This is a genomic window from Bacteroides fluxus YIT 12057 (genome assembly GCF_000195635.1).
GTDB lineage: Bacteria > Bacteroidota > Bacteroidia > Bacteroidales > Bacteroidaceae > Bacteroides > Bacteroides fluxus.
This window is the reverse complement of record NZ_GL882625.1, coordinates 135,362-149,371: the sequence shown is the minus strand read 5'-3', so window position 1 is coordinate 149,371 and position 14,010 is coordinate 135,362. Positions and strand designations below refer to the sequence as shown.

Genomic DNA, 14,010 nt, shown 5'->3' with positions numbered 1-14,010 from the left:
ATGAATGATGTCAATCATTCTCTTTTTTCCCTTCTTGATTCTTTTCTTCTCCTTCCGCTCCTCTTTCTTCTCCCTTCTTTTTCGGAGAGGGGTCGGAGGGGAGGCTCTCGATTTCAAAATCACCTGTTCTCTTCAATTCCTGCAGCTTGTTGTAGATGTTGAGACATGCCCAGGCATCGGTGGCCGCATACAGTTTTTGGGATTCACTCAGTACGTCGGCTTCCCAGTTGGAGAGGCGTTGGCTTTTTGATATTTTCTCTCCGAAGAGGATGCCGTATATTTTTTGCAGGCTTTTGTCTTGAATGCCGAAGGTCCGTACGTATTCTTGCAGTTCGATGCAGGCACGCTGTTCAAAGGGCGCTCGTTTGTGCAACATCATGAAATCATCCCGCAAGGAGAGACCTACTTTGGTCACACCGGGGGTTTCCAGCAGTGTAATGATGGGCAGTGTCAGCCCGGTAAGGTTCAGGCGAAACAAGAAACAATGTTCTTCTGAGGAGACTTGCAACAGGGCTACTTTGTGAGAGTGTCCTTTAGTAAAGGACGGACGCGTTTCACTGTCGATACCCAGCAGGGGGCATCCTTTCAGGTAGGTTACCGCCTTTTCCGCTTCCCACGGCGTCTGCACAACGTGTATCTGTCCGGGGAAAGAAGCTTTGGGCAAGTCTTTCAGTGTATCTTTATCTATTGTTCTTTTTATGACCATAATTTCATGTTTTTAGTCCATATAGGACTCATCTTCTGTGGCATTACCATTCATGTCTTCCTCATCTTCTCCCTGTGCATACTTCACATCGTGCAGGGCACGCAAAGTATTGACAAGCTTCTGTCCCCAATAAAGTCGAAAATTTTCCTGACAGATGGCAAGGGAGTCATTCATGGTCTCGTTCAGCCCCAGCTGGAAAACGAAGATGAAGTCTTTGATGTCTTGGTAGATATCCGCCAGGTCTTCCGAAATGTATTTGGTTATGGGCTGGTCGCTGTATTTCATGTCCGACACGAATACATCCAGATAATCGTCCTTTTCGGCCAGGATTCCTGCAATGTTCATACGGAGTACTTCGTATGTCTCTTCTGTCACGTAGGTTTCGGGAGCTTCGTCGCCTATCGTTTCACACTCCGGCAACAGGGAGGTCTTGAGATAGAGCAACGGAAGAATCTTCAGGGACGTATCGACAAAAACGGAGCGCTTTGTCCCTTCCGCCTGTTCCAGGAATTTGCAGAATTCGGCGGCTACGGTAACGAATTCCACTACATTACGGTCGAATATCACTTGACTTTCTTTTTTCATATCTTCTTGCCATTTTGGAATGCAAAGATAATGCAAACCAAATACAAAACTTTCATACTCGTATGAAAAAGTTGTGTAGAGGTTACGGGCAGTCTCCGTTTTTATTCTTTTTTCACGACATGCTATTCTGTTTCTCTCGGTTTTCCGCGGTTCTCAATGACCGGTTTGTGAAGGGTTCGTATATCATTTCAAAGTAAAGATAGGCTTTTCTTTTCACATGTTGCGTGTTTTTCATAAATAAGAAAATCTCTATATCAACCTTCGGAATGGGTGATATAGAGATTTTTTATCATCGTTTTTTAGATAGATTCTGATCAGCAGGTAGAGATTGTGGGTTAATTCAGTATCACTCCGCTATTGTCTGTCGGGTTTTGGGTCAGAGTACCCGGGTAAGCATTAATGGCATTCTGTGGAATGTAATAAGTTACACGGTAATCTGCGGCTAGGATTTCTTCGTCCTGTCTATGCGGTCCCGGATACTGGCGTTTTAAGGACTTGCCGTTGCGGAATACATCATAACTGCGTTCTGCCTGGTAGGCCAATTCCAATTGGCGCTCCTTGTCTATCCTGTCACCGGCGTTGTTTGCATCCAGTGATGCATATCCGGCTCCCGGAATGGATCGCTCCCGAATCAGGTTCAAGTCTGACAGCGCTTTATCGTATTGCCCTAATTTGGCATAAGCCTCCGCACGGTTCAGATAGATTTCACCTAAGCGGCTGATGATGGGTGAATGGAGATGTGAATCTTCACCCTCACGAGAACATTTGGTGATATAGAACTGCGGATATACGCGGTTTAAGGATATGAAGTAGTCCAGCATTCCTTGATATGTTTTTCCGTTATAGTTGATCGAATACACTTCCTCTTCTTCATTTACAGGGGACAGTGTATAGGTGGCGCCTTCCGCATCTTTGCAAGTTACCGTAGAGCCACTGCGCGTCGCTTCAAACTGTGCGTAGTTTGATACCGTTTCAGATTCTTCTTTGATAAATCTGAAAACCAGCTGATTACCCTCTTTATAGGTAGGCTCGATAAAGGCAGCGCGGGCATCTACAATTTTGTAATGGTCCGGACGCCAGTCATTGCGGCCTGTTTCGTTCAGCAGGTCAATGTATTTGGCGCTGGCAAACATTTCGCCCCATCCCATGCCACCGATGTTGGCGTACATGCCGCCTATACCGTAATAGTGGTCATAACCCGAAAACTCAGAAGCCACACGCTTGACTACGAAAATGGATTCGTCGTTGTTTTCCGGTTTCAGCGTGTTGTATTTCATGAAGTCTTCACGTCCCAGTAAATCGTAGTCACCAGACTTGATAACTTCGTCGGCATATTCTACAGCCAGCCTTGCATATTCCTGGTTCGGTTTTTCATAAGTACCGCTCATGTATAGATAAACACGGGACAGCATGGCTTGTGCGGCACCCTTGGAGGCGTATGCAGGACCTTTGTTGATTGTCATTAGGCTTTCGGCTTTCTTCAAGTCGTTGATGACCTGTTCATAGGTTTCTTGTACGGTGGCACGGTCTTCCAGAAAGAGATCTGTCATGATGTTGTCCGGAGTACCGTTTACGATGGGCACACCCAGATTCTTGTCCGGAGCCTGATAGTATGGCCGTCCATAAGCACGGACAAAATAGAAATAGAGCATGCCGCGCACATAGTAGCATTCACCCAACTGGTTGTCGATTTCTGCACTTTGTCCTTCTTTAATCATGTTGATGATGTTTGAGGCCTGTGCGATTCCTTTATAACCATAATCCCAGAAACTCTGGAGGCGGTAGTTGTTGGGGGTACGCGAGAACGAGATAAATTCATAGAACGCGTCGGTAGAGCTACCGCGGATCATCATGTTGTCACCTGCGTACTCACCACAGCGGTGCATGGGGTCCGACCAGGTTTTTAATTGTGCATATACTCCATTCATCAGGGCATCCAGGGATGCGGAAGGGTCGTTGGTTATTTGCTCAGCAGCCATAGAACCGTATGGCAGTCTTTCAATGTCGCAGGCAGTCAGCGCTGCTGCCGCGAATACGATGGTTAATATCTTTTTCATTACTTGTCTTTCTTTTTTAGGGTTAGAATGTAACATTTAGACCGAACATGACTCTGCGGACGGACGGATATATCCCCGGGCCGGCAGTTCCCATAACAGCACCGTCAGAGGCCGGAACTTCAGGATCTACTCCGGAGTAGTCTGTTATGGTAAACAGGTTTTCGCCTGATACGGAGAAGCGCAGGCTTTGGATGCCATAGCGTTTCAGATCGAGGTTGTAACCTAAAGTCAGCGAACGCAGTTTCAGATAGTCGCTGTCTTCCAGATAGCGTGAAGAGGCGGAGTTGCCCTTGTCTTGGTTATTGTATTTGGCTACCGGATGTGTTGCGATGTCACCCGGTTTCTCCCAACGGCTCCAGCCTTTTTGCAACTTCATTTGGTTACGGTCGGTGTATGTACCGTCGGAATCGTATTCCTGGCGTGAATAGTTATAGATTTGTCCGCCCATGGAATAACCGAATACTGCGCTCAGGTCAAAATTCTTCCAAGTCAAAGAGGTAGAGAATCCACCGAAGATTTTAGGATTGGAGGTTCCAAGCTTGTAATAATCGGCTTTCGAGTAATCCGAAGTGGTTACTTTCTGTCCGTTTTCATCATCCATATACCACATGGGAGCACCATTTTCGGGGTTTACGCCCGCCCATTCCTTGCCATAATAAGTGTCGATGGGCTCACCTACTTCCAGGCGTCGGTTGATAGTGCCGGCAATGGTACTTCCGTCGCTGATGATTACAGGAACCACGGCATAGCTGCCGTCAGCTTGTTTCTGCGAATAGAGGTCTCTTAACTCATTTTTGTTATGGGCTATGTTGAATTCTACATTCCAGTTTAAATCTTTGTTGCGGATGATGTCACCGCCCAAAGAGAACTCAAAACCTGTATTACGCATTTTACCGATATTCTTGTAGATGGAGGTTACACCGGTCAAGCCTGTAACAGGTACATTGTAAATGATATTGTCGGTATTCTTGATGTAATAATCAAAAGTCATGTGCAGGCGGTTGTCGAAGAAGGCTGCATCCGCACCGATACCGGTGGTAAATGTCTTTTCCCAGGTAAGATCCTCGTTACCGATTACGGAAATCAAGGCTCCGGCCTGTGTGTTGTAACTTGAAGATACGGAATACAGGTCATATTGCGGATAAAGAGCCCCCGGACGGTTACCTACAGAACCGTAGGACGCGCGTAGTTTCAGGTTGTCTACCCAGTCGGCGTTGAACCACTCTTCGCGGTTGATGATCCAGCCGGCACTGACCGAGAATAGATTGCCGTATTTGGCGTTGGTCCCTAAGTTGGAAGCTCCGTCACGACGGAACATTACTTCTCCTAGATATTTATTGTCATACGTGTATTTCCAGTTGGTGAAGTAAGATTGCACAGCCCATTCGGTACGTGCACCTCCTATGGATTCGGGGACGGAAGTGACGTCCATTACCTGGAAGCCCGGAATGAAGCCGGTACCGTTTCCGGCAAAAGTCTTGGCGGTATAGTCTTTGAACTCGTAAGATACGTGACCGTTGATGGAGTGCTTTCCGATCAATTTGCTGACCATCAAGTTCTGGTTGGTATAGCGTCGTACCACTTCGCTGCGATATTCATATAAACGTCCGTTCACACCGGAACCGGCGTTTGAACGTGGGTCTGTGTAGCTATGGCTGGAATAGGTGATGAGTCGGTAGTTGTTTACGGAAGTAAATTTAAGCCAGTCTGTTATCTGGACATCGAAGTCGAGATTACCCATGAATTCATAGTTGGTGGACTCACCATAGTTACCATAACTATAATCCAGCAAATAGTTGGTGTTTTGCGCATTGACCCATCCGCTGTAGCGATGAGGCACCAATTCGCCGTTTTCATCGTATGGACTGTCCCACGGCAGCATGGAGTACATGGCTGTAACGGAATATTGCTGGTCGTAAATGTCACGGCGTGAACCGCTTAATGAAGGTTTGATGGTCAACCACTTATACGGCTTGTAGCTGGTACGCATACGGAAGCTGTATCGGTCATAGTCGTATCCTTTCACGGCGCCTTTTTCATCATAGTAGCCTATGGAGAAATAGGACTGGAGCTTGTCTGTACCTCCGGAGATCGCTATGTGGTAATCTTGCGTGAATCCGGTCTGAGTGGCTAAGTCCCACCAGCTGAAATTACTGTTCCGCAATTCCGGATTCCAGCGGGTAAATGCTATCTCATTGGCGTTTTGGAAAGAAGCATAGTAATCGTACAACTCAGCGCCGTCCATGACTTCAAGGTTACCGTTGTTTACGGTGCTGATACCCATTTTGACTGACGCGTTTATATTCAATTTCCCTTCACGTCCTTTTTTGGTAGTTACCACGATTACACCGTTGGCTCCTTCGGAACCGTAGATGGCGGTGGAGGCTGCGTCTTTCAGAACAGTCATGCTTTCGATGTCTGCCGGGTTCAAGTCGCCGGCGCTGCTACCTACAATAACACCGTCGATGACCCATAACGGTCGTGTGCCGCCACTCAACGAGGCTTGTCCGCGGATAACGACGGCACCGCTGGATCCCGGTTGTCCGGATCCCGGAGCGACATACACTCCCGGTACTTTACCGTTCAGCATGTTTTCTACAGAGGGAGTAGTGATGTCCTTTAGCTTGTCGCTTTTTACGGTACTCATAGCTCCTGTCAAACTTTCTTTGCGCTGTGTGGTATAACCTACTACTACGACTTCGTCTAATGTTTCAGAGTCTTCTACCAGTTTGATGACCTGTGTCCCCTCTGTTGCTTTCGTTTCCATGCTCTTATATCCTATATAAGATATAACGAGAGTAGAACCTATCGGTGCGTTCAGTTCATATTCACCGTCTAAATTTGTAATGGTACCATTGGTGGTACCTTTTACCAATACATTGGCTCCGATAATAGGTTCTCCATTATTGGCATCAAGAATTTTTCCTTTGATTTTTGTGGTCTGTTGTGTGATGGCAGGTAGTAAATCTACCGGGTCTGTGGGAATGGCGAACGATGGAATAGACATCATCCCAAAGACACCTGCTAGCAAGGTGTACTTGCCGGTCTGGGTTAATCTTTTAATTTTCATAAGTCTTTCTTAAGGTTAATAAATGCGTAATCTTTTGATTATTAATAAGGAATGAATGGAATGGAAAAGTTCCAAAAGGACTTGGCTTATTCATTCCTTTTAATTATCGGGGCAAATATAATGATATTCTTTAAACATTAATCTTTCTTTCACAAAAAAATATAAATCAATCGCAAATTCACCTTTCTCCTTTAAAAAAAACATAAACATTTTGATGAGTCATATTATTAAATTCCTATCCGTCCGGTATATATAAGGTAGAAAATGCGATAGAAAAATAGAAAAGGAACAAAACCTCTCCCTCGCCACAGCCTTTGTGATAAATAAGCCAAGTCCTTTTGGGACTATCTCTATAATTTGATTCATTTCGATAAGTTGCCACTTTAATTTTGTCCTCCTTTGAAAGATTGTTCATGAAGTTTTGTTTCAGAAATGAATATCCTTGAATGGTTCGTTGTTTTAGGTTTATTCGGCTAACTGTGCGCTGAGGTCATTTCGGATGAACGTAATGGTATGTAAAATCGTCTTTTTACCTAAACTTGTAAAGACGAAAAAATGTGTTGGCAATGGACAACATAATAAGAAAGATAAAAACATACTATCCTGTGTCGGATGATTCTTTGAACGCCTTGGCGGGGTGTTTTGAGTAAATGGAAACTGTCGCCAGCATAGCCGGCGACAGTAGAATATTATGAAGAATTTGTTGTATGGCGTTTTACAGTTTACCTGTCTCCAAGTTAGTCAATATCGGAATCTTCACTGTACCGACCCTCTTCTGTATCTTTTCGTTCAATTGGTCGAAGATAACGATTTCGTTTATACCTTTCTTTAACCATACACCGGGAACGAACAAAGTCTGCTGAGGCCCTACCTGCCAATAACGTCCAATATTGATACCATTGACAAAGACGATGCCTTTGCCCCAATCTTTCATATCAAGAAAAGTATCTCCGGTTTCTTGCAAGGTAAATGTACCTTTATAGAGGGATGGCTTGCCGACCAAGGCATTTGCACTGCTCCCCATAATCGATGTTACGGTGTTCGCAGGCATTTTTTCAAATGCCGGAACTTCGCTCATGGGCAGCTTCGTCATTTCCCATTCGCCTTCTATAAAGTTGTCGTCAATCTTTACGGGACTGATGATTCCTTTGTTGTTGTGTACTATTTCCGAACCGTAGTTAATGCGTCCCATATTTTCTACTAAAATTTCTAAATTGCCGTTGAACGGAATTTCAATATCCATTGAATATTTTTTGTTGTAACGGTTCAGACGACCGACAAACTCCCCGTCCACATATACCGTAGCGTAATCGCGCAATCCTTCTATGGTTAGCTTGCCGCTGATGGGCTGATTGAAGTGACGTCTGTAGAGCACATAGCCATAGCCCTGATTCAATTCTTCGAATGTCAACGGTTTATCGCCTTGTACGGCTTCCTGTGTTTCAGTTATGGCGAGCAAGTCGGCCACTTGCTGTAGTTCGATGGAAGGTATCTCTATGAGCGGGAATGCTTTCGGCGCTTCGGGCAAGGGATAATCTACATATCTTTTTATTACGTTACGGATTGAATCGAATTTCGGGGTCACCCATCCCGCTTCACTGATAGGAGCATCGTAGTCATAGCTGGTAAGGTCAGGCTGAATGTCATGCTTCTTGTCATAGTTGGCACCGCTGGTAAAGCCGAAATTGGTTCCGCCATGCACCATGTAGTAATTGAAAGATACACCATTTGCTAGGTATTTCTCGGTCTGACGGGCTATGGTTGATGCTTTAACCTGTGGGTGAGGTTCGCACCAATGAGCTAGCCATCCGGGATAAAATTCGGCTACCATATAAGGCCCTTGCCCGCCATTGTACTGGTTCACGACCTTCTTCAGATTTTCAATGTTGTTTTCACCATTGGCTGTAGGCAAAGCGCCCGGTACATAACCGCCTTCAAATAACCAGCTGCCATCGGAAGTAAACATAGGTACATCAAATCCAACTTCCTTCAGTTGCTTGATGATTTTAGCGTTATAAGCGCGATGCTCTTCCAAAGTAATGTCTTTTCGTTGGGATACGTAAGAACCGAACTCGTTCTCTCCTTGTACCATGATAATAGGACCACCTTGAGTGATTTGTAGTTTGCCTACCTCCTTATACAACCGTTCCAGATATAATTTGGTATATTTCAAGAATTGTTCATTGTCACGTCGCAGTTCCATGCCTTCCACATTTTGCAACCACCAGGGATAGCCGCCGAATTCCCATTCGGCACAAACATAAGGGCCGGGACGAAGGATTACCATCAGTCCCTCTTCTCCGGCAATACGGATATATTCCGCCAAGTTACGGTCACCGCTGAAGTCCCATTTCCCAGGCTCCGGTTCATGTAGATTCCAAAATACGTAAGTCGCCACGGCATTTAATCCCATAGCTTTCAACATCTTCATACGATGCCGCCAATATTGATGCGGAATACGTGCGTAGTGCATTTCTCCGGAAATAATCCGGATAGCCTTTCCGTCATAAACAAATTGTCCTTCTTTGACTTCAAAACGGTGCTTGTTGCTGGATTGCGCAGTAAAGGTGAAAAACATGCTAAGCAGCAAGAATAAAAACGTGTATTTCTTCATAACTTTTTTGAATTGGATTTATGTATTTCTTTGATTCTGATTTTTGTACTCTGAAATTATTGAGCTAATCTTTTGTAACGGCACAAAGCCTCCAGAAAATAGTAGTCGGCATATACCAACGGCTTGTCTATCTCAGAACGATGCGGAAGACTTCCTACACTATGTTCCAGCAAGAAACAAGCATTGCCGCCTATTGGGGCCATATAAGCAGGAGAAGCCAGACTGTGGAGCATCTTTACGGCTGTTTTCACGTACTTTTTCTTACCCGTAAGTTCGCCTAGTTCAAACAGTGCGGAACATGTAATGGCCGCCGCCGACACATCTCTCAGTTCTTCGCCTGCATATTGTGCTGCATACGATTCACCTTCGGGCATATACCCTTTCTTTCCGGCATTGAAATCCCAGGCTGGTATCAGGTCCTCAGGCAGTTGTTTTAAGAAAACCTTTACCGCCTTTTCCGCAGCCGACAGGAATTTCTTGTTTCCCGTCTCACGATAGACCATAGTATAGCCGTATATCGCCCACGCTTGTCCGCGCGACCAAGTAGAATTGTCGCTGTAGCCTTGACAAGTAGCTTGATTCAAAACCTTTCCGCTCAAAGTGTCGTAGTTCACCACATGATAAGTGGTGAAATCTTTGCGGAAGTGGTTTTTCAGCGTACTCTCCGCATGTGTCACGGCTACGTTGCGATAACGGTTGTCACCCGATACACGGGAAGCGTAAAACAGCATTTCCAGATTCATCATATTATCTATGATGACGGGATAAAACCATTCGGTGGTTCCATTCCAAGCCTTCCGGTAGTTCCACGATTTAATGGTGCGTGTCCGTTCGCTGAAACGGGATGCCAGCGAACCGGCACTTTCGACAAGAATATCCTTGTATGAAGGCTCGGAAGCCAGACGCTCGGCGTTGCCATAGCTGCAATACATCATGAATCCCAGGTCATGATGTCCGGTAAATGTTTTCAGCCGTTCCAGCGAAACAGTCCATTTTCGTGCTTCCGTTTTCCACTTTGGATCTCCGGTCAGTTCATACAGATACCAAAGACTGCCGGGGAAGAAGCCCGGAGTCCAGTCGTACATGCCGGTAGTAACTAGCTTGCCTTGTTCGTTCATGGTGCGCGGATAATTACGTCCATTCGGTTCGCCAATCAATTGCAGCATCTTTTCGGTTTGCGCAACCGCAAATTCCGTACACTCTTTCAAGAAATCATTCTTCGGCTTGTTTTGTGCCTTTAAGGACATGGATTGGAAAGAGAGCAAGCCAAGCAATAGTAAGGATGAAAATAATGTTTTCATTTCGATAGTAATTTATTGTTTGGATAAAAATTCACTTTGTTTTCTTTTTACTTGTTAAGAAAAGTGTTCAGCCTTTTAATGTCCTCGCCCAAAGTGGAGGCGTTAATCTTTTTGTAAGCAAAAGGCTTTAACAACTTTTCAATGCTCTTGGCATAACGGGGATTTTGCTTCAGCACTTGTATCTTCTCAAATATCTGTATCCCCTCCACCAGTTTTTCAAAGCGGACAGACGATTGGTTGTCAGGATACATGATATAAGTATCTCCTGCCGCCCATGTGTGAAAGCGGGTATCGACTTCCGGCGATTCCACCCAGCTGTTGTATGCCCAGCGTAGGTAGCCGTCCACTCCACGTTCTGCAGCTATCGGACCGAAAGCGGATGCCTCTACCGGTTGTGAGAAAGTAAAAGTGTTGGGCCATGACTCCGTGCAGCAAGTATAGAAAGTCGTTATCTTTCCTTGTTGGCGACGTGCATCCACCACTCCGTCGGGATATTGGGCATCGTAGGCGATGCAGAGATCGAACAGTTCGTCTTCAAGTTCGGCATGATAGTTTCCGGCAAGTGATATTTTATAGTCAGGATCAGCCTTGCGGATAACTCTTAAAGCTGCCTTCATACTCTCTGTAGGACGTTCGTCCATGGCGATGATGGTATGTTCGAACCAGCCTTTTGCTTTCAGATGAGCAGCAAAAGCAGATAACTTGTTTACCCAATAGTCATCGAACTCGGGTTTGTTTACATTCATCTTCTTGTCCACCATGGAGTTGGTCGCTTGGTCGTAATAGCGGAAGGAGAGTTCCCAGGGAATGACGGAATAACAGTAGATGTAAGGACCTACGCCACACTGTTGCATAAATTCCACCCAACGATCGAATACCGTGAAGTCGTACATCCACGTGCCGTCTGCTTTCTTTATTTCGGTAATCATGTTTTCAAAATAGTCGTAAGTCTGTCCGTTCCAAGGTTTGTGGGTAATGGAAGCGGTGATGCCGCGTTGTCCGGCACGTGCTAGCCGCTGCATAAGCGGGCGCATGGCTTCGAAGTGTTCCCGGCTCCACAAAGGTACGTTTGTTACGCGTGCCACCGCAAAGGGATTCTGCCACAAGTCCAGATGGAATTTGCGCTCTTCGGGCAGTGCCATTGTACGATTAATCACCCGGATTGTAAACGGAAGTATGCTGCATTCCCTGCCTTCGCATTCCACTCTTATCCTGCCTTTGTAAATGCCGGAAGCCGCATCGCGCGGCACGTCAAAAGTTATCCACGCCGGACGTACGGTACGCGCCTCATAGTACAGTGTGCGTATAGGCTCTATGCGATCGGCAACGAGGGCGGAATCAAATAAAGTCTTGTCCGGACGATAACCGCAACCGCCGCCATCCTTGTTCAGTTCATCGGTCATCACATAGCGCATGAATCCGGTAGTTTGTTCATCCGTCCAGCGGCATCCTTCCTGCTCTTCCACTTCAAAACGCAGGTTGCCTTCTTCTTCTCCCGACCATACCAGGAACTTGGCATGCAGGCGTTCGCCACGCCAGGCGGTCAGGGTCAAGCCCTTTGAGAGTTTACTGCTTATGGGGCAGATGAACTTGTCTGTTTGCAGATTGGCGTCTCCCCAGGCGGCCTGTAGGTTCTTGGAGGTTTTGTTCCATGCCGGGTCGTCGGCATGAGGAACACCCGATTCTGTCACATCTTGTGCCATTGTACTCCCTGCCAAAAGTGAAATAAAGAGACAGGCACAAAAAGAAAGGAAATGTTTTTTCATTGGATATAGTTATTTTTAAAGTAGGTATTGCATGTTGGGTAAAAACTCCATTCCGTCAAGGGAGGAATCACTTCCTCGTCTGTCGGCTTTGCGAGAGAGAAAGCGGGGAAATATTCCGATAAAAGAAAGAGTAACGCAAATTTCATGATATTATTTATTTTCTACACTCACTTCCGTCAGCACATTGATGCCGTAGCGACCTCCTTCAGCCACAGTCCATGTCGTATTCCCGTTGGCGCAACGGATGGCATAACGGGAATCGTACATCAGCCGTTCCGAAGCATCGGCTATCCACAATCCCAGTCTATACTTGCCGGAAGCCATATTTTCGGGCAGATTGCATGTCAAGGAAATGGTATGAAGCAAAGGCTTGCATTCGGGGTCGGAAGGGTCGAACGGTTGCCAATCTATCGGATTCACCAATGCGGCATCCAGTTCCGTCACCCGTCCGGTATTATCTATCAGTACGGGGTGTATCGTATGTTCACCGAATACGGTAGCGAAGCCCCTATTTATCAAGGTCAGTTTCATCGGATTTTCCTTTCCGGTTTTCAGTGCAGCAGGCATTTGCAAAGATTGCAGTTCAAGGCGATAGCCCAAATGGTCGCGTACGTAGTCAAACACATTGCGTTCTGTCCGGCTGCCGTCTTTCAGACGGAAATATCCGGCAGAGACGGGCATGTTGTATTTCTTCAGAGAATCTTCGTTAATCATCGTTTCCTTCCACACCATCATGGAGTAACGCGGAGGATTGTTCTCGTCAGACTGATTGTTGGCATGTTGTTCTTTGTAGTTATGTATCACGCTGAGTGATGTGAAATGCTGCAAGAAAAGCCGGCGTGCAGCCTGCATACCGTCGATAATCCATCCTGCCGAAGGGCTGTCGGGGTCGGCACCCACGCTCCAGAATCCCCAAGGCAGCTCACCATCTACCACTAAGTAGGGTGATTCTTTTACTATCTGGTTAAAGTGGGACGTGCCCTCGTGCATGTCGCCATCCCAGCGGTCGGGGCGGATTACGATGAAATCGTCATGGAAAGAGATGCGCTTATAAAGTTCCGGTTTGTCCTTCAGTATATTCTTATATTCAGGCACACGCACTTGTACATTCTTTTCCTGCGGAACCACGTCAAGCAGTTTCTCAAGAATGGCACGTTTGGCTTCAAGTGAGTTTTCCAACCCATGAATAGAACTGTGCCACTCTCCCCAAGCACCTATCAAGCCGGCCTGTACCACCAGAATCAAGTCTTTGTTGTCTTGAAGTATCGGTTTCAATTGGTCGAGATGCCGTAATATCTGTTCGGCGGTAGGTCCTATGGGAGAACGTCCCATAAAGTCTTTTTCGTAAGCAAAACGGAGTACGCTCTTCTTGCCTTGACGACGCAGTTCGTCAAAATAGGCTTGCATGGTAGCAAAATCGTTTTCCGTTAATATTTTGTCGGCAAGAAAGGTTAGGTAGAAATAGCTTTGTGAAAGCGATACGCTGTCTGAAGCATATTTTTCCGAGAGTTGTGCCAACTGTTTCGCAGGCTTATCCTTATCCAAAGCCACGTCCAGGGCAGTTTCAAGTCGAAACCCTCTTCCGGGGTTATAGAGTCCGCATGTGCCTTGGGGAGCATCGGCACAGATGCCTTCGAACTTTATCGTCCGTTGTCCGTTACCACAACTGATTGCCAACAGGCAGAACACAGCGACACATACGCTGCCATATATCCTTTTTATTGTCATAATCGTTTTTCAGGTTATTAGATGCCATATCCTGCAATGAATTTCCAAAGATAAGAGAAAAAATGTTGCAAGGAAAATTGGATACGGTTTATTTGTGAATTAATGAATACAAATAAAGTCCGGTATGTATTACACACGCCGGACTTCTATTAAGCGAAATACAGATATGATTATTCTTTGTTT

Annotated in this window: 8 protein-coding genes; all 8 read right to left on the bottom strand. The window is 45.9% G+C overall.

The genetic code is table 11. The features are described 5' to 3' along the window. Positions 1–10: 10 nt before the first annotated feature. The 8 genes from HMPREF9446_RS07480 to HMPREF9446_RS07440 all read right to left on the bottom strand — a co-directional run bounded on the left by HMPREF9446_RS07480 (position 11) and on the right by HMPREF9446_RS07440 (position 13,827). Positions 11–706, bottom strand: coding sequence for a 3'-5' exonuclease (locus tag HMPREF9446_RS07480; RefSeq protein ID WP_009124971.1), 696 nt, complete (start codon positions 704–706; stop codon positions 11–13). 12 nt (positions 707–718) lie between these two features. Next, complete coding sequence (locus tag HMPREF9446_RS07475) at positions 719–1,291, bottom strand: DUF5063 domain-containing protein (protein ID WP_009124970.1); 573 nt, start codon at positions 1,289–1,291, stop codon at positions 719–721. A gap of 335 nt (positions 1,292–1,626) precedes the next feature. After that, positions 1,627–3,348 carry a RagB/SusD family nutrient uptake outer membrane protein gene (locus HMPREF9446_RS07470; protein ID WP_039968760.1) on the bottom strand — a complete coding sequence of 574 codons (1,722 nt, stop codon included), beginning with the start codon at positions 3,346–3,348 and terminating at the stop codon, positions 1,627–1,629. A 22-nt stretch (positions 3,349–3,370) separates the two neighbouring features. Then, positions 3,371–6,358: a SusC/RagA family TonB-linked outer membrane protein gene (locus HMPREF9446_RS07465; RefSeq protein WP_407707625.1), complete on the bottom strand. Its 2,988-nt coding sequence runs from the start codon at positions 6,356–6,358 to the stop codon at positions 3,371–3,373. A 775-nt stretch (positions 6,359–7,133) separates the two neighbouring features. After that, the gene (locus tag HMPREF9446_RS07455) at positions 7,134–9,032 is read right to left on the bottom strand and encodes a glycoside hydrolase family 35 protein (RefSeq protein ID WP_009124966.1); all 1,899 of its coding nucleotides are present in this window, start codon (positions 9,030–9,032) and stop codon (positions 7,134–7,136) included. Between the two features lie 56 nt (positions 9,033–9,088). Beyond that, positions 9,089–10,333 (bottom strand): YyaL domain-containing protein, encoded by a 1,245-nt coding sequence (locus HMPREF9446_RS07450; RefSeq protein ID WP_039968759.1) that lies wholly within the window; start codon positions 10,331–10,333, stop codon positions 9,089–9,091. Positions 10,334–10,380: 47 nt separating this feature from the next. Beyond that, positions 10,381–12,099, bottom strand: a complete 1,719-nt coding sequence (locus HMPREF9446_RS07445) for a DUF4091 domain-containing protein (protein ID WP_245532256.1) — start codon at positions 12,097–12,099, stop codon at positions 10,381–10,383. Positions 12,100–12,249: 150 nt separating this feature from the next. Then, the gene (locus tag HMPREF9446_RS07440) at positions 12,250–13,827 is read right to left on the bottom strand and encodes a DUF4874 domain-containing protein (RefSeq protein WP_009124962.1); all 1,578 of its coding nucleotides are present in this window, start codon (positions 13,825–13,827) and stop codon (positions 12,250–12,252) included. Positions 13,828–14,010: the final 183 nt, after the last annotated feature.

Bases quoted from the DNA above. Each gene is read 5' to 3' on its own strand.
- HMPREF9446_RS07475 (WP_009124970.1), bottom strand. From the start codon at position 1,291: ATGAAAAAAGAAAGTCAAGTGATATTCGACCGTAATGTAGTGGAATTC.
- HMPREF9446_RS07470 (WP_039968760.1), bottom strand. From the start codon at position 3,348: ATGAAAAAGATATTAACCATCGTATTCGCGGCAGCAGCGCTGACTGCC.
- HMPREF9446_RS07465 (WP_407707625.1), bottom strand. From the start codon at position 6,358: ATGATGTCTATTCCATCGTTCGCCATTCCCACAGACCCGGTAGATTTA.
- HMPREF9446_RS07440 (WP_009124962.1), bottom strand. From the start codon at position 13,827: ATGACAATAAAAAGGATATATGGCAGCGTATGTGTCGCTGTGTTCTGC.
- HMPREF9446_RS07450 (WP_039968759.1), bottom strand. From the start codon at position 10,333: ATGAAAACATTATTTTCATCCTTACTATTGCTTGGCTTGCTCTCTTTC.
- HMPREF9446_RS07480 (WP_009124971.1), bottom strand. From the start codon at position 706: ATGGTCATAAAAAGAACAATAGATAAAGATACACTGAAAGACTTGCCC.
- HMPREF9446_RS07455 (WP_009124966.1), bottom strand. From the start codon at position 9,032: ATGAAGAAATACACGTTTTTATTCTTGCTGCTTAGCATGTTTTTCACC.
- HMPREF9446_RS07445 (WP_245532256.1), bottom strand. From the start codon at position 12,099: ATGAAAAAACATTTCCTTTCTTTTTGTGCCTGTCTCTTTATTTCACTT.